Raw genomic sequence first — 17,968 nt, 5'->3', positions numbered from 1 at the left:
CCCCCGCTTCGCGCCCCGGCCCGCTGCGCGGGCGCTCTGGCGTACGCGCGCCAATGGCGCGCATGCCGTACGCCGTCGCAACAAAGGGAGAGGGGCTTAAACGTTGCCGCGCCGACATTCCGATCGCGGCCAACCTCCATTCCCCGTTCCCCATTCCCCGTTCCCCGCTCTCATGACCGAAATCCTGCGCTGGCTGGTCGATCTGCTGCGCTATTTCCTGCGCACACTGGATTGGCCGTTGCTGATCGCATTGTCCGCGTTGATGGGCATCGGCTTGGCGGTGCTTTACAGCGCAGGCGGTGAGGCGCAGGGCAGCCGATTGATGCTGCAGCAAGGCGCGCGCTTCGCGGTGGGGCTGGCGGCGATGTGGGCATTGTCGCGGGTCCCGTCGACGCGGTTGCGCTCGTGGACACCGGGGGTGTTCGCCATATCGCTTTTGCCATTGATCCTGGTGTTGTTCATTGGCACCGGCAAGCACGGCCAGCACTGGATCGACTTGAAGCTGTTCTATTTCCAGCCATCCGAGCTGATGAAGATCAGTCTGCCGATGATGATGGCCTGGTATCTGCATCGCGAACCGCTGCCGCCACGCTTCCGCACCGTGGTGATTTGCGCCGTGTTGATCGGCTTGCCCACGCTGTTGATTCTGCAACAGCCGGATTTCGGCACCGGCATGCTGGTCGCCGCCAGCGGCGTGTTCGCATTGCTGTTGGCGGGCCTGCCCTGGTGGTGGGTGGGTGTTGCGGTCGGCGGCGTGGCCGCGGCGGCGCCGGTGGCGTGGTTTTGGCTGCTGCGTCCCTACCAGAAGGACCGCATCCTGACGTTCTTGAACCCCGAGAACGATCCCCTGGGCACCGGCTGGAACATCATTCAGTCGAAGATCGCCATCGGTGGCGGGGGCCTGACCGGCAAAGGCTGGGGCCAGGGATCGCAGTCGCATCTGGACTACCTGCCCGAACACACCACCGATTTCATCTTCGCCGTTTTGTCCGAGGAATTCGGCTGGGTGGGTGTGGCCGTGGTGCTGGCTCTGTACCTGTTCGTGATCGGCCGCTGCCTGTGGATCGCCATCGATGCTCGCGATACGTATTCCCGATTGCTGGCCGGATCCTTGAGTATGGCCTTCTTCGTCTATGTCATCGTCAACGGTGGCATGATTTCCGGATTGTTGCCGGTGGTAGGCGTGCCCATGCCATTGCTGAGTTACGGTGGTACTTCAGCGGTGTCGCTGCTGGCCGGCTTGGGACTGGTGATGGCCGTGCGCGCGCACCGGCCGGTGCATGGGTATTAGGAGCGGGGAACAGGGAGCGGGGAACGGGGAATGAATTGTTCCGTTCGCGCACCGAGCACGGACTTTCACAGGGTATGCGTACTCAGGTAGAAAGAAGAGCGGAAGCGTGCTTTTGATGTCATCGGTGGCTAGTGATCTTCCCGATCACAAGATCCATCATTCCCCGTTCCCGGTTCCCCGTTCCCGCTTTTGCCCGTAACAACGATTCACGCTTCACCTCATGCACCATGCTACCCTCGCGCCGATGATCCGGCCTGCACTTGTCTGTTTTTTCACGTTCGGCCTCGTCGCTTGTGCGACGCCGCCGCAGTCTTCGACTTCAACGCCGCAAGCGGTCAATGGCAGCAAGCCACCGACGCCGCCCATTGCGCCGGTGACGCCCGCGGAAACGTCGGTGGAGAAGGTGGCGGAAGTGGCGCCGGAGAATCTGGCTCCTGTCGATTTTGCTACGGCACGCGCAAACTTCATTCGGGACACGGCAGCCCGCTATTCCATCGATCCGGCCTATATAGAATCGACGCTGGCCAAAGCGCAGTTCCTTGATAGCGTCGTGGCCGCCATGTCGCGTCCCGCCGAGCGAGTGAAACCGTGGAGCGAGTACCGCACCGGCTTTCTCACGACCGCACGCGTTGATGGTGGACGAAAGTTCCTGGAGCAACATCGCTCAGCATTGACGCGAGTGGAACAGCAGTACGGCGTGCCTGCCGAGATGATCGTTTCCATCATCGGTGTGGAGACCAGCTATGGCGGCTTCACTGGACGGCACAAGGTGCTGGACGCGCTGTACACGCTGGCCTTTCGCTATCCGCGCAGCGGCAACCCGGAACGTGCGGCCTATGAACACCGGCGAGAACAATTCTTCCGCGACGAACTGGCGCAGCTGTTCGCCCTGGGCCGCGAAGAGAAGCTGGACATCGCCAACTTGACTGGCAGCTATGCCGGCGCCATGGGACTGGGCCAGTTCATGCCGTCCAGCTATCGCGAGTTTGCGATAGACGGCAATGGCGACGGACGGCGCGATCTGTTCGGCAGCCTCGATGACGTTTTCGCTTCCATCGCCAACTATTTCCGCAAGAAAGGTGGTGAGCGCGGTGGCTGGGTGCCGGGTGGACCGGTGGTAGCACGCGCTGAACTGCAGCAGGGCTTCCAGGAATTCAATCCGGACACCTGGACGCCGGATTACACCCTGGCGGATCTGGCGCAGCGCGGTTATCGCCCGGTAGAGCCAGTGGCCCCCGACTCGACCGCCACGCTGGTGTCGCTGGAAGGCAGCGCCGGCAAGCAGTATTGGCTGGGCTTCCAGAATTACTACGCCATTACCCGCTACAACAACTCCAAGATGTATGCGATGGCCGTCTATCAGTTGTCGCAAGCCATTGCCGGTAAAGAGGTTCCGCCGGCATGAGGTGGTTGGCGCTGCCTCTGCTGGTGGCCGGTTTGGCGGCCTGCGGCACGGCACCCAAGAAACCATCACAGCCACTCGGCCAAGGCAGCAAGACGATGCCCTCGCCGGGACAGGGCTCAACGACAGGGAGCACGAAAAAGTGCGCCCGTGTCTATGCGCCAGCGCAGGAAGATCCCAGCAAGCGCGGGGACTACAAGGCGGGCGGGCTGTACGCTCCCGGCGTTTCGGACACCACGCCGGACTACGTGCCGGATGTGGATTGCATCACCGAACCCGCGGTCACCAACGAACCGCGTTCGCCCGTCGGCAATCGTTCGCCTTATACCGTGCTGGGTAAGCAATACCGGGTAATGGATCGCGTGGATGGCTATGTGGAGCGGGGCACGGCCTCGTACTACGGCGCCAAGTTCCATGGCAGGCGCACCTCCAACCAGGAGGTGTACGACATGTACGCCTTCACCGCCGCGCATAAATCGTTGCCGTTGCCCAGCTTCGCTCGCGTTACCAATCTCGACAACGGCCGTTCGGTGGTCGTGCGGGTCAATGACCGCGGCCCCTTCCACGAAGGCCGGGTCATCGATCTGAGCTATGCCGCTGCGGTCAAGCTCGGCATCACCCAACGCGGCACCGGCCGGGTGGAAGTGCGTGCGTTGAAGCCTGGCGACACCGGTACGCTGACCGCATCGCAGTCGCCATCCGCAATACCCGCGGCCAAGGACAGCGCCATGGATCAGTTGGTGAGTGCGCTGCCGAAATCCGCTTCGCCAAGATCGGCACCCGCGGCCGAAGTCGCCCTGACAGCCACGTCGCAGCGCTATCACGTCACTCCCGACGCCCAGGGTTCGCCCAGCGCGGATAGCTTCGACGCGTGGATGAGAGCCCGTGGTGTGCGCGTGGCGACCGGCAAGCCCGGAGTGCCCGCGACCGTGGCCGCGACCGCGACCGCCGCGCCGGGCAAATCACCGGCTAAAGGCGCGTCCGCACGGGCAGCGGCACCTGCCGCAGCCGTTGCAACGGCTGCGCCGTCTTCATCGCCGTCGGTCCAGCTGCAGGTCGCGAGTTTCGCCAGCCGCGAGAATGCAGACCGCGCCGTGGCGCAACTGGCCGCGGCCGGTATTGGCGGTGCCACCGTGAGCGACGTGGACAGCAAAGGCCGCAAGCTTTGGCGGCTTCGGGTAGGTGCGCCCGACCTGAGCGCTGCAGCGGAACTCGCAGGCCGTATCGCCGGTCTGGGTTTCGAGCGCCCGCAGGTGGTGCGGGAATAAACCGTCGCCGCATGGTTTTCAGCGCTTTTTGCGGATGGCGACCTATTCGCGCCCAGCGTCCCTACAATTGCCCCTTATTCGATTAGGCCTCGGCCTTGCCCAGGAGTTCGCATCCGATGAAGTTCCGTTTCGCCCTTGCCGCACTGGCCACTACCGCAGTGGGCCTCGTCTTCGCACAGACACCGGCGCCGCAACCTGCTCCGCCAAGCGCTGAAGCGCCGGTAGCCATTCCGCCTCCGCCCAAGCCGGTAGGCAACGCCTGGGTGCTGATGGACTACATCACCGGCCAGGTGCTCGCCGGCGAGAACTATAACGAGCGCGTCGAGCCCGCCAGCATCACCAAGGTGCTGACTTCCTACACCATTGCGGCCGAGCTGAAGAACGGCAAGATCCGTTCCGACGACCAGGTGATGATGAGCGAGCGTGCCTGGCGTGAAGGTGGTGCCGGTACCGACGGCAGCTACAGCGGTTTCGAGGTCAACAAGACCGCGCCGCTGGTGGAAATGGAAAAGGGCATGGCGGTGCAGTCCGGCAACGATGCCGCCATCGCACTGGCCGAGCACACCGCCGGCAGCCAGGAGGCCTTCGCTGCGTTGATGAACAATTACGCGGCCAAAATCGGCATGAAGGGCTCGCATTTCGTCAATGCGCACGGCCTGTCCGCTCCTGAGCACTATTCCACCGCCTACGATCTGGCGCTGCTGGGCCGCGCGTTGATCCGCGATTACCCGGAAGCGTATGCGTACAACAAGATCAAGGAATTCAAGGTGGGCGGGATGAACCCGCAACCCAATCGCAATCTGTTGCTATGGCGCGACAGCAGCGTCGACGGCATCAAGACCGGCCACCACTCCGGCGCCGGTTACTGTCTGATGAGCTCCGCGCAGCGCGGCGATCAGCGCCTGGTCGCCGTGGTGATGGGTTCCACCTCAGAAAAGCAACGCGCCGAGGACAGCCTGGCGCTGTTGAACTGGGGATTCCGCTTCTATGAAACCCACCGGCTGTACGACGTGGGCAAGGCCATAGCGTCGCAGCACGTTTGGAAAGGCAAGAGCAAGGAAGTGCAGTTGGGCGTGGCGCAACCGCTGCTGGTCAGCGTGCCGCGCGGCAAGTACGAGCAGCTGAAGCCGACCATGGACGTACCCAAGACACTGGTCGCCCCTATCGCCGCAGGCCAGGCCATCGGTACCGTTACGGTGAGGTTGGACGGCAAGGTCGTATCGCAGGCTCCGCTGGTGGCGGTAGCCGCGGTCGAACAAGCGGGCTTTTTCAAGCGTCTGTGGGACAGCTTCTGGATGTGGTGGGAATCGGAGTGATCCGATCCGCATCAAAAAAGCCGGCGCAAGCCGGCTTTTTTATGCCCGCGCTATCTTCATTGTGGCGGCGACACAAATCGCGACCGTACACATTGAAAGTCTTAGACGCGGATCACGCGGATAGGTACGGATAAAAGCCTCAGATGCTTTATCCGCGGCAATCCGCGTTGATCCGTGTCCAAGCTGTTTTTGTTTCCGGCCGCGACTCACGTCGCTCCTGCAAGGGCAGGCATCACTACCCACGCAAGCTCATCGCAATCAACAGGATCGCCACGACGGCCAACGGAATCGCCAGCTTGTTGAGCCTGCTCAGACGCTCGCCGAAGCCCACCACGCCCGCCAATGTGCCCAGCACGACCACGCCGATGTTCATCATCGAGAACACCACTGCGGGATTGTTGGGAAGCGCTTGATGGGCACGGACATAGAACAGGATGTTGCCGAAGTTGGTGGCGCCCAACAGCAGTCCTGCCAGCAACCCCGGCAGGGTGAAGCGATGGCCGTGACGCACGCGTCGCCATATCAACATCGCCATCATCAACACGAATGCCACCGCGAAAGCGATCAGCAACGAGACGGCGAATGGAGTGCCCGAGATGGCAATACGCTTGAGCAGGATGTCGACGCTGGCATAGCCCACCAGGACCACCAGCGGCAGTAGCCAGTGCGAGGAGGAACGGGCGGCATCAGGTGATGGTTCGCTGCGCGCCACCAGGCAGACGATGGCCGCCAGACCCAGCACCAGTCCGGTGATCTTCAGCGCATCGGCCTTTTCGCCAAACAGCAGAAAAGCCGCCAATAGCGACAACACCAGCGATAGCCGTTGCGCGATATCCGTGCGCACGATGCCGGCGACCTTCACCGATGCCGCCATCGCCAGGAATATCCCAGGCAACAGCAGCGCCAGGGCTGCCAGCGATACCGCCGGCGCCTGATTCAAAGCCGGACCATTCAGGGGCGGATCCAGGAGGAGCCAGCACAAGCTTGCTGCCGCCAGATAATTCCAAGCGATCGCCTCGGTGGTGGCGATGCCTTTGCGCTGAGCGAGTTTCAGCTGCACCGAAACCAGTACGCTGCAGATGACGCTGAAGATGAGGAAGAGCATGGCGCGCCGGAGGAAAGCGGAACGCGATTATCGCTTGTAGGAGCGGCGTCCCGCCGCGAGCTCTCCCTGTCAGATCTCGATGAAAGCGAAGAGCTCGCGCCGAGACGGCGCTCCTACGGAAACAAGCGCCGAAGAGCTCGCGTCGAGACGGCGCTCCTACAGAAGCAGATAAGCAAAGATTGGCGCGCTCCGACCACCGAGACGGCTGCTCCTACCTGCTGAGTCCGAACAGCAATGACGACACCCAACCCTTGTTGCCCAGTTCGTCTTCCACTTCCCACATCTGGCCCTGCTTGGCGCCGGTGGGGTAGAGCATGGCGCCGGCATCCAGCGGACGTGTCGCGGTCTTGCCATCGGGCGAAGTGAACAGGCGTCCGGGCTTGTTCATCGTCACCGCTTGCTGCACGTTGGCTGCCGACGCATTGGCCGGCATTCCGCCCAACTGGCCGACCAGATCGGTGTACGCCTGCAGATAAGCCAGCGTGATCACCTGACCCACCTCGGTATTGGAGTAGCCGCTGGCACCGCCGGCCGCCAGACCACCGGCCCAGATAGCGCCGCCGCCGCTCCAGCCCAAATCGGTCTTGGTGGCATGGCCTTCGCTCATCGCTACTTGTTCGGACGAACGCATGTCGGTGACCGTCAGCACCACGTCCGCGGTTTTCTTTTTGAGGTTCACGCCGCCAATCACCGCGCCAGCGCGGCCGCCGACCAGGCCACCCAACAGGCCACCAAAATTGTTGCCGCTGGCGTTGGCATTCTGCGAGATCAGATCCGGCACCAGCGCGTAATCGGCCGCCTTGATCTGGCCCTTGCCCAAGTTGGAACCGCCGCGCAGGTCGCCGTCGGAAGCCAATGCGCGTTCGGACTGCATGGCCGCCATGCCCTTGCCGCGGTCCACCAGCGTGAAGCAACGCGATTTGCTGACGAAGACCTTGATCAGCGCAGCCGGCGAGGACAGCTGATAGGAACTCCACCAGTTGGTTTCCGGCTCCAGGACGGCCAGGGTTCCCAGGCTGCGGGAGCAGGTGGGGATTTCGGCGGTCTTCTGGGCGCGCTGGGCCTGTGCGGACTGGGCGTGTGCCGGATGGGACACAAGGCTGGCGCCGGCGCAGAGCGCAAAGGCCAGCGTGGCAAGGGACTGCGGTTTCATGGGTTTGTTCTGTCTTCATCGGGATGTAGCCCTCAATAACGCCGGCGGGGCACCGATCAGGCCAGCGGTACTGGTGGTATTGGCCGGCTTCCGCTTGGATTTGCGCCGGTTCATCCCAATAATCGGCCCATGGAAATCAAATCCGATAACCCCGAGCACGGCTTTCAGTTCCCCGGCACCTTCGAGCTGAGCGCCATGGGTACCGCCGATATGGGCCTGGAGGCAGAGCTGCCCCGGCTGTTGAACGTGGCCGGCATAGAGGTGCTGCACGAGAAAATTTCGTGGAAGCATTCGTCCAGCGGCAAATTTGTATCGATACGCATTGCGTTCCGCGCCGAGACCCGCGCGCAATATGACGCGGCGCATGCCGCCATGCGCGATCACCCGGAAGTGAAGTGGACCATATGAGTCCCTGCATCGTCCGCGAACTGGGCCGGCAGCCTTACGAGCCGGTATGGCGCGCCATGCAGCGCTTCACCGACACACGTGGCGAAGCGACCACCGATGAGTTGTGGCTGGTGGAGCACGATCCGGTTTTCACCCTGGGACAGGCCGGCAAACCCGAACATGTTCTGGCGGCCGGCGACATCCCGGTGGTGCACGTGGATCGCGGCGGGCAGGTGACCTATCACGGGCCTGGCCAGATCGTCGCGTATCCGTTATTCGATCTGAAGCGGCTGAAGACGGGTGTGCGCGAGTACGTGTGCAAGATCGAACAAGCCATGATCGACACCTTGGCCGAATGGAACATCGAAGCCCTGCGAAAAGACGGCGCGCCAGGTGTCTATGTGGCCGGCGCCAAGATCGGTGCATTGGGCATCCGCGTGCGCCGCGGCTGCACCTTCCACGGTCTGGCGTTCAACATCGCGATGGACCTGGAACCTTTCCATCGCATCAATCCCTGCGGCTACCAGGGTTTGCAAGTCACGTCGCTTTCTGATCTCGGCGGCCCATCCGGGATGGACGCGGTGAAGACGGTGTTGCTGGAAAACCTCGCCAGGCAGTTCGGCCTGCAGCTGCAACGCGAAGACGCACTGCCGGATTTGTCGCTAGCCGCGTAGCGGTGGTAGGGCAGCCTTTGCCCATGTAGGAGCGGCGTCCCGCCGCGAGCTCTTCCTGCCAGATCGCGATAAAGCGAAGAGCGATCGAAGCCCCTTTGTTCATCACATGGACGCGCTGCGGCGCGCTCTTGATCTCGCATACCGAAGGGCTACCGGGGCGCGGAGCGACGACTTCACGAGAGTTGGCCATGCCACAATCTCCGGGCATGAACGACGCCATCCCATACATCGAAGATTCCACTGAAGCGCTGATCGAACGCGGCTTGGCGCGCCTGCACGAAATATCGCCGGCCGTTGCCTCATGTCTGAATGATGCGAGCCTTGCCGGGCGCGTCGGGAAGCTTGTCCTTGCCAGCGACTTCGCGCTGGAGACTCTGCACAAGCAGCCGGAATTATTGCTGTCTCTCCTGGACACCGACGGCGCCGCACCGGTCACGCCGCCGGTATTGCACCCCGACGAATCCCCACGCTGGCAAGAACAGCTCCGCCGCTACCGCACCGCCGAATCCACGCGCCTGATCTGGCGCGACGTGCATGACCTGGACGATGTCGATGCGACCTTGGCGGGCAGTACGCGGCTGGCCGAAATCTGCCTGCAAACCGGGTTGGAAGCGTTGGAGCGCGAGTTCGCCGAGCGACATGGCGTGGTGCGCGCTGCCGATGGCAGCGCGCAGCGCCTGGTGGTGTTCGGCCTGGGCAAGCTGGGTGGCGGCGAACTGAATTTTTCTTCCGATATCGACCTTGTCTACGCCTACCCACAAGGCGGCGAGTCCGATGGTGCGCGACCGCTGGCGGCCGAAGACTATTTCGCGAGGTTGGGTCAACGTTTGGCGAAGCTGTTGGACGAACCGACCGTGGACGGCTTCTGCCACCGCGTCGACCTGCGCTTGCGCCCCTTTGGCAATGCTGGCCGCGTGGCCTTGTCGTTCGCCGGCATGGACCAGTATTTCCAGCGCGAAGGCCGCGATTGGGAACGTTATGCTTGGCTCAAGGCGCGCGCTGTCGCGGGCGATATCGAAGCGGGCGAACGTTGGCTGCAATCGCTGCGCCCATTCGTTTATCGCCGTTACCTGGATTTCACCGCGCTGGATGGCTTGCGCGACATGAAAGCAGCTATCGCTGCCGAAGTGGCACGGCGAGAATTGGCCGATGACATCAAACGCGGTCCGGGAGGCATTCGTGAAATCGAATTCCTGGTGCAGGCGCTGCAACTGATCCGTGGCGGCCGCGAGGCCACACTGCGCGAACGCCGGTTGCAACACGCGCTGCACGCCTTGGTCGAAACACGGCAGGTGCTGCCAGAGGACGGCGCGGTGCTGGCGGAGGCATATCGTTTCCTGCGCCGCCTGGAGAACCGCCTGCAGATGCTGCGCGACGCACAGACGCACGCGCTCCCGGAAGACGCCACCGACCGGGAGCGCATTGCACGCGGTCTTGGCTACAGCGATTGGCAGGCGCTCATGGCCGCGTTGGACATGCATCGCGAACGTGTCACCGGTGAATTCGGCGAGTTGCTGGCTGTGGAGCGGCACGAAGCCGCTCCCGACGCATGGAACCGGTACTGGCGGGCACTGCCGGAGGATGGCGAAGTACAGACGTTGGCCACGGCAGGTTTTGTGGACGCTGCCGGCGCCGATGCCGTGCTGCGCGATTTCGCTCAATCTTCAGGGGTGCGCGGCTTGTCCGATTCGGCGCGCTCGCGTTTGGACCGCGTAGTGCCGGCATTGTTGGAAGCCGCCGTGCGGTCCTCGCATCCCGATGCAGCATTGAGGCGCGTACTGACGCTGCTGCAGGCGATCCTGCGGCGTGCCAGTTATCTTGCCTTGCTCGACGAACAACCCAGCGCGCTGGCGCGGTTGGTCGATGTGCTGGCACGCAGTGCGTTGCTGGCGGAGCGGCTGGCATTGCATCCCGTGTTGCTGGACGAGCTGCTGGATATCCGTGTGTCCGGACCCATGCCGGACCGCGCGCAGATGCGTGCCGAGTGCGAGAGCGCGGCACGCGAGGAAGATCCGGAACTCGCGCTGCGTTCGCTCAGCGAGCGGCGGTTGGCACTGAGTTTTCGCACCGCGTTGGCCACGCTCGACCAACGCCAATCGCCACGCGACAGTACACGCCAGCTGGCGTGGCTGGCCGATGAGGTCGTGTGCGTGGTGCTGCGAATGGCGCAGGCCGAAGTCGCCGCGGCGCACGGCCGCATGCCGGATGGCCGCTTCGCCATCGTCGGCTATGGCAGCTTGGGCGGCGAAGAACTGGGCTTCGGCTCCGATCTGGATTTGGTGTTCCTCTACGACGCCGACAGCACGACGGTGTCCGATGGCGCTCGGCCGTTGGAAGCGGGTCGCTGGTATGCGCGCTTGGCGCAGAAGATCGTGGCGCTGCTCGGTGCCGAGACTGGCGCCGGGCGTCTCTACGAAGTGGATGTGCGTCTGCGGCCGGATGGCGCCAAGGGATTGCTGGTCTCTTCGCTGGCCAGCTACGGCGACTATCAACGTGATCGCGCCTGGACCTGGGAACACCAGGCGCTGGTTCGCGCGCGCGGCATCGCGGGCGACGCGGATCTGTTGGCGGCTTTCGAGGATATTCGTCGCCTTACCCTGTCGCGGCCAAGAGAACCGCAGCAACTGCGCGATGACGTGATGAAGATGCGCACGCGCATGCGCGGAGAGTTGGACCGCACCGACGCTGCCCGTTTCGATCTGAAGCAGGGCGAGGGCGGTTTGGTTGATTTGGAATTCCTGTTGCAGTACTGCGTGCTGCGGGATTCGTCTTCGGCATCGGCGCTGTTGGCGCCTCGTAACACCGGTTCGCTGATTGCGGCTTTGCACGCGGGCGGTTACTTCGATGAGGCAACCGCACGCGCGCTGACCGACGCGCATGCGGTGTTCCTGGCGGAAGGACTGGCCTGTGCGCTCGATCGCCGCCCGCGATTGGTGCCGGAGAACGATGCCATTGCCACAGCGCGCACGGCGGTAAGGAATGCGCTGCACGCGCATGACTTGGAGTTTGCTCTGTCGTAGGGTCGAGATCCTATATTCAGGTGTCAACCCGTCATGGCGGCGGTACCGACATAGCATCCTTGTGGGAGCGACGTGAGTCGCGACCGGAAACATCAACGTCGCGACTTACGTCGCTCCCACAGTGAAGCTCTAAAATGTTGGAGGCATCTACAGCGCCAGCCGCTCCCGCACGATAGCCGCAACGCGTGCGGTTTCCCGCAGCGGCTCGACATCGAAATTGGCCAGCGCGCCATCCACCGCACGGATGCGTCCGCTGCGCAGCAGCGCATCGAGAAAGCGGCGCGGGCGACCGCGGACTCGGGCGGGATCGAAGACATGCACGGGCACACGTGTGGCGCAGGCTTCGGAAATCATGTTTACCGAATCCGGCGAGCAGACGATCCGATCCGCCCAGGCCAGCAAGCCGGCATACGGATTCTCCCCGTCGGCTTCGCCGCACCACACCACGCCCGGCGTTTCGATGAAACGATGACGAAGCGGTGCAATTACTTTCTCGGAGGTGCGTCGCGAGGTGGTGACAAGCAAGCTGCCACCCTCGCGCGCCAAGGCGACTTCAAGTTTCGCCGCCAGCACTTCGAAGGCGCCGCGGTCGAAACGCGCATGCGCGCTGTTGCCGCCCAATAAAACAGCGGTTCGCGGTTGCGGCAGGTCGGCAAAAGTGGCGAAGCGTTGGCGCGCTTCCATCAGCCACGCATCGTCCACGGGATTCAGGCTGCCTTGCACCTGCACCACGTTGCGGCCTTGCAGGCCATCGTGCTCCGGTGCGATCACCAGATCCCAATGGTGCGGATCGATCCGCGGGTCCAGGATCTGCACGGTCTTGGCACCTTGCCGGCGCAGCAGCCGGGTAGCCAACGCGCCTTGGCGGCCACATCCAATGGCGACTTGCGGCGGCACCGCGAGCGCATGCGCGAAGGCCGTGCCGAATGCGTGCCCCGCCGCCGGACCCAGCCGAGGCGCCCACCAACGCCACGGCGCATGCGGAGCCAGTTTCCAGTGCTTGGCGGATCCGTCGAACTTCAATGCACGCGCCAATGCCTCTGCTTGCCGCAGATTGCCAGCGTTGCCGTCCGTCAACGTCCAGAGACGTGCGGAATCCAAGGCAAAGGCAGGGATTTGTTCCATTTATTAAAACAATCCGTTCCGGAGCGGTTGCATCTTGCCATAGCCGGGACACTCTACACTGGCCGCTTGTTTGCGGTGGTCGCCAATCCGATCGCCTCATTTGCCCACTCCATAGGAAATTGCATGTCAGAAGTCCTCGACTCCTCTGCGTTGGATCAGCTGTTCCGCACCGCTCGCACTCAGAACGCTTTTCTGGATAAGCCGGTAGAGGACTCGCAGCTGCGTGCGCTGTACGACCTGTTGAAGTGGGGCCCCACCGCGGCCAACTCGACACCGGCGCGCTTCGTGTTCGTGAAGTCGCAGACTGCAAAGGCCAAGCTGGGCCCGGCCTTGGATGCGGGCAACTACAAGAAAACCATGGCCGCGCCGGTTACTGTGATTGTCGGCTACGACCTGGATTTCCACGAGAAGATCAACTATCTGTTTCCGCACGCGCCGGATGCCAAGGATTGGTTCGCCGGTCCGCGTGAAGCCCGCTACGAGCGCGCGATTCGCAACGGCAGCCTGCAAGGCGCCTATCTGATCCTGGCGGCACGTGCGCTAGGCCTGGACGCCGGGCCGATGTCCGGCTTCGACAACGTCAAGGTCGACGAAGCATTCTTCGCCGGCACAGCTATCAAGTCCAACTTTCTGGTCAACCTGGGTTATGGCGACCCCGTGGGTGTGTTCCCGCGCCTGCCACGACTCGGTTTTGACGAAGCCTGCCGCATCGATTGACCCGCGCCACACACCACAACTCCAAGGAGACACCCCATGCGCAAGACCCTGCTCGCCGCTGCACTGCTGGCCTTTGCCGGTTCCGTTTTCGCCGCTCCGGTCACCTACAAGATCGATCCCAACCATACCGACGTGCTGGCGCAGTGGAGCCACTTCGGCTTCTCCAATCCCAGTGCCCACTTCGGCAAGGCCGACGGCACCATCGTGTATGACGCCGAAAACGTGTCCGCTTCCAGCGTGCAGGTGACCTTGCCGATGTCCGGTTTGAACAGCTTCGTCGCCGATTTCGACGCACACCTGCGCAGCGGCGATTTCTTCGACGCTGAGAAGTTTCCGGCGGCCACCTTCAAGAGCACCAAGGTGGAATCCGCTGGCAAGGGCAAGCTGAAGGTCACCGGCAATCTGACCATCAAGGACGTCACCAAGCCGGTGGTGTTGGATGTGACGCTGAATAAAGCCGGTGAGCAGCCCATGGCCAAGCGCGCCGCGATCGGTTTCGACGCCACCGCCACCGTCAGCCGCACCGCGTTCGGCGTGGGCAAGTACGTGCCCAACGTCAGCGACGAAGTGAAGCTGCGAATCACCACCGAGGCCCTCGTGCCAAAGGCCGAGTAAGTCTCCTGCTGAGCGCCCCTTCTCAGCTCCACGATCTGCTTTTCCGCCGCCCCCCGATCTTCGCGGGGCGGCTTTTCTTTGCCTGCACGTGCTTACCGGAGGCAACTCGGCACTGGTGGTAAACTCGCGGTCCTCGTTTCCCAGCTCCCACGCCGCCATGAGCCAGACCGCCAACGCGCCCGCCAATGCCGAGAAGCGCTACACCGTGCACCGCGCCGACCTGCCGCTGAGCTGCCCGTTGCCGTCGATGGCGCTGTGGAACTCGCATCCGCGCGTCTATCTGGCCATCGAAGATGCGCCCGGTGGCGACGTGCTATGTCCCTACTGTGGCTCGCACTTCGTCCTGATTGACTAGGGCCCGCTAACGCTTATGGCGTACACCGCTCTAAGCGTTGGTAAGCCCTGGCGACGGACCAAGCGCCGATGCGTCGCCTAACGGTCGTCCAGCTGCTGCCGGCGCTCGAGTCCGGTGGTGTCGAGCGATCCACGATCGAGGTGGCTGAAGCGCTGGTACGCGCGGGTCACCGAGCCATCGTGGTATCGGCCGGAGGGCGGTTGCTGCCTCTGGTGGAAAAGGCCGGCGCGGAACACATCACGCTGGATATCGGCCGCAAGTCGCTGCTGACGCTGCGCCATGTTCGAACACTGCGCAGCGTTTTTTTGCGGGAAGACGTGGATATCGTGCACGCACGTTCACGCTTGCCTGCCTGGTTGGGATGGAAGGCGGTGAATGCGATTCCGTCGCCGCAACGGCCGCATTTCGTCACCACCGTGCACGGGCTCAATTCCCCGGGCATATACAGCGCCGTGATGACCTATGGCGAACGAGTGATCTGCGTATCCGATACCGTGCGCCGTTATGTGCGGGAGCATTATCCGCGCAGCCGGAACGAGAAACTCCGGGTTATCCCGCGCGGCATTGATACCACGCAGTTTCCATGTGCGCCGTGGCCTGACCGCGCTACGCGCGCGCGGATCGCAGATCAGTTTCCGCAACTTGGCGGCGACGGACCGTTGCTGTTGTTGCCGGGTCGCGGCACGCGCCTGAAAGGGCACGCGGATGCGCTGCGTTTGCTGGCAGGGCTTCGGCAGGCCGGCAGTGATGCGCGTCTGTGGCTGCCGGGTGCGCGCGAGCCGGGACGCGAGGCGTACATCCAAGAGATGGAAGAAGAAGCACGCCGACTGGGTATTGCCGAAGCAGCCCTGTTCGCAGCGCCTACCTCGCGCATCGCCGAAGCTTATGCGGCGTCGGATCTGGTGCTGCAACTGTCGCGCAAGCCAGAGGCCTTCGGGCGTACGGTCATCGAAGCGCTGTCGGTGGGCCGATCGGTAGTGGGTTGGGCGCATGGCGGTGTCGGCGAGTTGCTGGCGGAGTTGCAGCCGCAGGGCGCGGTGCCCGCATTCGACGAAAACGCCCTGCTGAGGACCTGCCAAGCATTGCTAAAGCATCCGCCATCGCCTTTGGCTACGATGGACGCCTATACGTTGCGTGCGATGCAGGACGCTACGCTGGCCCTCTACTGCGAACTCGCCAATGACCCAAAGCCAAGTCCTTCCCGCTGATTCCGTTGCTCGCCGGCCCGCGCAGGGATGGCGCTGGGCACCGGCGTGGGTGCTGACCTTCGTGGCGTTGTGGCCTGCGCCAGGCTACGCAGAAGGGGTGATGGTACTGGGGGCGATGGCGGCAATCGTCCGGTTGTTGTTCGCACGATTCCGCGGCGGCACGCAGTTGCTGAGCGGGCCGGCCTGGGCGCTGACCAGCGCGTTGTTCTTCGCCTACTGGCTCCCGCAGCCGATCTCGGCGATCGATTCGGTGGACATCGGCCGCGCCTTGCGTGAGTCGGTGGTGGATCTGCGCTATCTGCCGTTCCTGTGGCTGACGGCTGCCGCAGTAGCCAACTCACGTGGCCGTCGCGTCACGCTGGGTGGCCTGGCCGTCATCGTCGCTGTCTGGACCTTGGATGCGTTGTTGCAGGTGGTGTTTGGCACCAGTCCGCTGTTCTGGGGGCTGGACCAGTTGAAGCAACTGGTTAGCGACCACGGCATGTGCACGCCGGAAGAAGTGGAGCAGCTCGATCGCCTCAGCGGTTTCATGGGCCCGTGCAATCTGAAGCTCGGCGTGGTGATGGCCAGCATGTCGCCTTTCCTGCTGTTCGCGGCCGCCAAGCGCTTTGGTACGGTGGGTTGGTTGTTGTCGGCGGCCGCCATTGGAGTCGTCGTGCTGCTGGCGGGCGCGCGCGCTGCTTGGATCACTTATGCGTTGGTGTTGTTGTTTTCAGGCTGGCGGCTATTGGGTTGGAAGCGGCTGCTTTCGGTGTTTGTTTTTGGCGCCTTGGTCCTGGCCGTGCTGGGCCTGACATCGGCGCAGTTTCGGGAGCGCCTGCAGCGCACAACGCATGCCTTGACCGCGGACGAAGCAGGTGTCGACGCGGCACTCTCGGGACGCGGCCAGATTTGGAGCGCCGCGTGGTGCATGGTGCAGCAGCATCCAATCAATGGCGTGGGCGCGCGCAGCTTCCGCGAGGTTTATCCGGCCTGCGATCCCGCGCCCGGCGGCAACCCGATCTGGGGAGGCGGCCCCGCATTGCATGCGCATCAGATCGTGCTGGAAATCCTCAGTGAAACCGGTGCGATCGGTTTGCTGTTATGGCTGGCGGGTGCGGCGCTGGCCTGGCGTGCCTGGCGCTTTGCGACGCCGGTGGCAAAGGAGCGCGCGCGTCCGGCGATGCTGGCGCTGGCCGTCACCGTGTTTCCCTTCAATACTCATCTGGCGTTCTATTCCACCTTCTGGGGCGGGTTGTCGCTGATGCTGGCCGCGCTATATGCCGGCAGCCTGCTGGCGCGCGATGAAGAAGCGCCTCAGTCGAATAGCGCGCAGTCTCAACCTCAATCGTAAAACGCGCTGCGCCCACCCGGCTGGCGCTTGAAGCGGCGGTGGATCCATAGATACTGTGCCGGCGCTTCCCGCACCATCGCCTCGATCTGCGCGTTGACTCGCGCGCTGTCGGCTACGGGATCGGACGAGGGGAAATTTTCCAGCGGTGGTGCTACGCGCAGTATGTAGCGGCCGCCTTCACGGCGATGGAAGAACGGCACCACCGCGCATCCGGTCAGACGCGCCAGCTGATGTGTGGCGGTAATCGTAGCCGCAGGCACGCCGAAGAAGGGTGCGAATACCGTGTCCTTGCCGCGCATGTCCTGGTCCGGCGCATACCACAGGAACCCGCCTTGCTTCAGATGGCGCACGGCGCCGCGGATCTCTTCGTTGGTGAACATATGCACCGCATAACGTAGGCGGCCTCGCTTGACCGCCCATTCAAACACCGGATTGCGGTGGCGCCGATACATGCCGGCCAATGGCACGTAGTCGCACATCAGCCGGCCACACAACTCCAGTGTCATGAAATGGCCTGACACCATCAGCACGCCGCGACCCTGATCGCGTAGCGCTTGCAGATGCTCCAAGCCTTCGATGTGCAGGCCGCGCCGCATTGGCGCAACCGGACCCCACCAGGCACGGATGAACTCGAACAGTCCGATTCCCAACGCCTCGAAGCTTTCATCCAGCAACTGTTTGCGCTGCGCCTCGTCCCAATCGGGAAAGCACAACCGCAGATTTACCTCGGCGGCGCGCCTTCGCGAGGACGCCAGATAGGGCGCCAGCCAACCGACGAGCCGCCCAAGGAGCCGTTGCAACGGCCACGCCAGATGCGCTGCGGCGACCATGACACCGAGCGCCAACCACATGGGCCAGTGCCGGGGAGATAAGGGGGCGCGTTCAGTCTTGTTTGCATCGGCCATGGCGTAATTCTAGCGGCTTAGAACCTGTTCAAAGTCTGTCGCGAGCGCAGCCGGGTGGCGCGTGGCGGAGCGCAGAAAGCGCAGTGTACGTACG

Annotated in this window: 16 protein-coding genes; 12 read left to right on the top strand and 4 right to left on the bottom strand. The window is 63.4% G+C overall.

Features of this window, described 5'->3' with window-relative positions; all coding sequences use genetic code 11:
* Positions 1-172: 172 nt before the first annotated feature.
* From rodA to AB6O04_RS12985, 4 genes are all read left to right on the top strand, one after another.
* A complete protein-coding gene (gene rodA, locus AB6O04_RS13000; RefSeq protein WP_368564425.1) occupies positions 173-1,291 on the top strand; it encodes a rod shape-determining protein RodA in 1,119 nt (372 codons plus the stop codon).
* A gap of 244 nt (positions 1,292-1,535) precedes the next feature.
* Positions 1,536-2,696 (top strand): lytic murein transglycosylase B, encoded by a 1,161-nt coding sequence (gene mltB, locus AB6O04_RS12995; RefSeq protein ID WP_368564436.1) that lies wholly within the window; start codon positions 1,536-1,538, stop codon positions 2,694-2,696.
* Complete coding sequence (locus AB6O04_RS12990) at positions 2,693-3,961, top strand: septal ring lytic transglycosylase RlpA family protein (RefSeq protein ID WP_368564424.1); 1,269 nt, start codon at positions 2,693-2,695, stop codon at positions 3,959-3,961. The genes mltB and AB6O04_RS12990 overlap by 4 nt, the downstream gene beginning before the upstream one ends.
* 116 nt (positions 3,962-4,077) lie before the next feature.
* Positions 4,078-5,277: a D-alanyl-D-alanine carboxypeptidase family protein gene (locus AB6O04_RS12985; protein WP_368564423.1), complete on the top strand. Its 1,200-nt coding sequence runs from the start codon at positions 4,078-4,080 to the stop codon at positions 5,275-5,277.
* 235 nt (positions 5,278-5,512) lie between these two features.
* Here the strand turns inward: AB6O04_RS12985 and AB6O04_RS12980 are convergent, their stop codons facing one another.
* Both AB6O04_RS12980 and AB6O04_RS12975 read right to left on the bottom strand, forming a co-directional pair.
* Positions 5,513-6,382, bottom strand: coding sequence for an EamA/RhaT family transporter (locus tag AB6O04_RS12980; protein ID WP_368564421.1), 870 nt, complete (start codon positions 6,380-6,382; stop codon positions 5,513-5,515).
* A 211-nt stretch (positions 6,383-6,593) separates the two neighbouring features.
* Entirely contained in the window at positions 6,594-7,535 is a 942-nt protein-coding gene (locus AB6O04_RS12975) for a CsgG/HfaB family protein (protein ID WP_368564420.1), read from the bottom strand.
* 129 nt (positions 7,536-7,664) lie between these two features.
* Here AB6O04_RS12975 and AB6O04_RS12970 point away from each other — a divergent pair, with 129 nt between their 5' ends.
* The 3 genes from AB6O04_RS12970 to glnE all read left to right on the top strand — a co-directional run bounded on the left by AB6O04_RS12970 (position 7,665) and on the right by glnE (position 11,616).
* Positions 7,665-7,943 (top strand): DUF493 family protein, encoded by a 279-nt coding sequence (locus AB6O04_RS12970; RefSeq protein WP_368564418.1) that lies wholly within the window; start codon positions 7,665-7,667, stop codon positions 7,941-7,943.
* Positions 7,940-8,596 (top strand): lipoyl(octanoyl) transferase LipB, encoded by a 657-nt coding sequence (gene lipB / locus AB6O04_RS12965; protein WP_368564417.1) that lies wholly within the window; start codon positions 7,940-7,942, stop codon positions 8,594-8,596. Before AB6O04_RS12970 ends, lipB begins: the two co-directional genes overlap by 4 nt.
* Positions 8,597-8,802: 206 nt before the next feature.
* Positions 8,803-11,616, top strand: a complete 2,814-nt coding sequence (gene glnE, locus AB6O04_RS12960) for a bifunctional [glutamate--ammonia ligase]-adenylyl-L-tyrosine phosphorylase/[glutamate--ammonia-ligase] adenylyltransferase (protein WP_368564435.1) — start codon at positions 8,803-8,805, stop codon at positions 11,614-11,616.
* A gap of 147 nt (positions 11,617-11,763) precedes the next feature.
* Here glnE and AB6O04_RS12955 read toward each other — a convergent pair whose 3' ends face one another.
* Entirely contained in the window at positions 11,764-12,741 is a 978-nt protein-coding gene (locus AB6O04_RS12955) for a mitochondrial fission ELM1 family protein (protein WP_368564416.1), read from the bottom strand.
* A gap of 123 nt (positions 12,742-12,864) precedes the next feature.
* Here AB6O04_RS12955 and AB6O04_RS12950 point away from each other — a divergent pair, with 123 nt between their 5' ends.
* The 5 genes from AB6O04_RS12950 to AB6O04_RS12930 all read left to right on the top strand — a co-directional run bounded on the left by AB6O04_RS12950 (position 12,865) and on the right by AB6O04_RS12930 (position 16,969).
* Positions 12,865-13,458 carry a malonic semialdehyde reductase gene (locus AB6O04_RS12950; protein WP_368564415.1) on the top strand — a complete coding sequence of 198 codons (594 nt, stop codon included), beginning with the start codon at positions 12,865-12,867 and terminating at the stop codon, positions 13,456-13,458.
* 36 nt (positions 13,459-13,494) lie between these two features.
* Positions 13,495-14,073, top strand: a complete 579-nt coding sequence (locus tag AB6O04_RS12945; protein WP_368564414.1) for a YceI family protein — start codon at positions 13,495-13,497, stop codon at positions 14,071-14,073.
* Between the two features lie 157 nt (positions 14,074-14,230).
* The gene (locus AB6O04_RS12940; protein WP_368564413.1) at positions 14,231-14,428 is read left to right on the top strand and encodes a zinc-finger domain-containing protein; all 198 of its coding nucleotides are present in this window, start codon (positions 14,231-14,233) and stop codon (positions 14,426-14,428) included.
* A gap of 68 nt (positions 14,429-14,496) precedes the next feature.
* Positions 14,497-15,636 carry a glycosyltransferase gene (locus tag AB6O04_RS12935; protein ID WP_368564412.1) on the top strand — a complete coding sequence of 380 codons (1,140 nt, stop codon included), beginning with the start codon at positions 14,497-14,499 and terminating at the stop codon, positions 15,634-15,636.
* A complete protein-coding gene (locus tag AB6O04_RS12930; protein ID WP_368564410.1) occupies positions 15,608-16,969 on the top strand; it encodes an O-antigen ligase family protein in 1,362 nt (453 codons plus the stop codon). The genes AB6O04_RS12935 and AB6O04_RS12930 overlap by 29 nt, the downstream gene beginning before the upstream one ends.
* Here the strand turns inward: AB6O04_RS12930 and AB6O04_RS12925 are convergent.
* Positions 16,960-17,874 carry an LpxL/LpxP family Kdo(2)-lipid IV(A) lauroyl/palmitoleoyl acyltransferase gene (locus AB6O04_RS12925; protein ID WP_368564409.1) on the bottom strand — a complete coding sequence of 305 codons (915 nt, stop codon included), beginning with the start codon at positions 17,872-17,874 and terminating at the stop codon, positions 16,960-16,962. The two genes, AB6O04_RS12930 and AB6O04_RS12925, sit on opposite strands and share 10 nt — an antisense overlap.
* Between the last annotated feature and the right edge of the window lie 94 nt (positions 17,875-17,968).

The organism is Pseudoxanthomonas sp. UTMC 1351, assembly GCF_040948865.1.
GTDB lineage: Bacteria > Pseudomonadota > Gammaproteobacteria > Xanthomonadales > Xanthomonadaceae > Pseudoxanthomonas_A.
The sequence above is the reverse complement of the archived record's forward strand: the minus strand, read 5'-3'. Positions and strand labels throughout refer to the sequence as shown.

What these genes read in the sequence shown, in the direction of transcription:
- rodA (WP_368564425.1), top strand. Translation starts at nt 173, where the DNA reads ATGACCGAAATCCTGCGCTGGCTGGTCGATCTGCTGCGCTATTTCCTG.
- mltB (WP_368564436.1), top strand. Translation starts at nt 1,536, where the DNA reads ATGATCCGGCCTGCACTTGTCTGTTTTTTCACGTTCGGCCTCGTCGCT.
- AB6O04_RS12990 (WP_368564424.1), top strand. Translation starts at nt 2,693, where the DNA reads ATGAGGTGGTTGGCGCTGCCTCTGCTGGTGGCCGGTTTGGCGGCCTGC.
- AB6O04_RS12985 (WP_368564423.1), top strand. Translation starts at nt 4,078, where the DNA reads ATGAAGTTCCGTTTCGCCCTTGCCGCACTGGCCACTACCGCAGTGGGC.
- AB6O04_RS12980 (WP_368564421.1), bottom strand. Translation starts at nt 6,382, where the DNA reads ATGCTCTTCCTCATCTTCAGCGTCATCTGCAGCGTACTGGTTTCGGTG.
- AB6O04_RS12975 (WP_368564420.1), bottom strand. Translation starts at nt 7,535, where the DNA reads ATGAAACCGCAGTCCCTTGCCACGCTGGCCTTTGCGCTCTGCGCCGGC.
- AB6O04_RS12970 (WP_368564418.1), top strand. Translation starts at nt 7,665, where the DNA reads ATGGAAATCAAATCCGATAACCCCGAGCACGGCTTTCAGTTCCCCGGC.
- lipB (WP_368564417.1), top strand. Translation starts at nt 7,940, where the DNA reads ATGAGTCCCTGCATCGTCCGCGAACTGGGCCGGCAGCCTTACGAGCCG.
- glnE (WP_368564435.1), top strand. Translation starts at nt 8,803, where the DNA reads ATGAACGACGCCATCCCATACATCGAAGATTCCACTGAAGCGCTGATC.
- AB6O04_RS12955 (WP_368564416.1), bottom strand. Translation starts at nt 12,741, where the DNA reads ATGGAACAAATCCCTGCCTTTGCCTTGGATTCCGCACGTCTCTGGACG.
- AB6O04_RS12950 (WP_368564415.1), top strand. Translation starts at nt 12,865, where the DNA reads ATGTCAGAAGTCCTCGACTCCTCTGCGTTGGATCAGCTGTTCCGCACC.
- AB6O04_RS12945 (WP_368564414.1), top strand. Translation starts at nt 13,495, where the DNA reads ATGCGCAAGACCCTGCTCGCCGCTGCACTGCTGGCCTTTGCCGGTTCC.
- AB6O04_RS12940 (WP_368564413.1), top strand. Translation starts at nt 14,231, where the DNA reads ATGAGCCAGACCGCCAACGCGCCCGCCAATGCCGAGAAGCGCTACACC.
- AB6O04_RS12935 (WP_368564412.1), top strand. Translation starts at nt 14,497, where the DNA reads ATGCGTCGCCTAACGGTCGTCCAGCTGCTGCCGGCGCTCGAGTCCGGT.
- AB6O04_RS12930 (WP_368564410.1), top strand. Translation starts at nt 15,608, where the DNA reads ATGACCCAAAGCCAAGTCCTTCCCGCTGATTCCGTTGCTCGCCGGCCC.
- AB6O04_RS12925 (WP_368564409.1), bottom strand. Translation starts at nt 17,874, where the DNA reads ATGGCCGATGCAAACAAGACTGAACGCGCCCCCTTATCTCCCCGGCAC.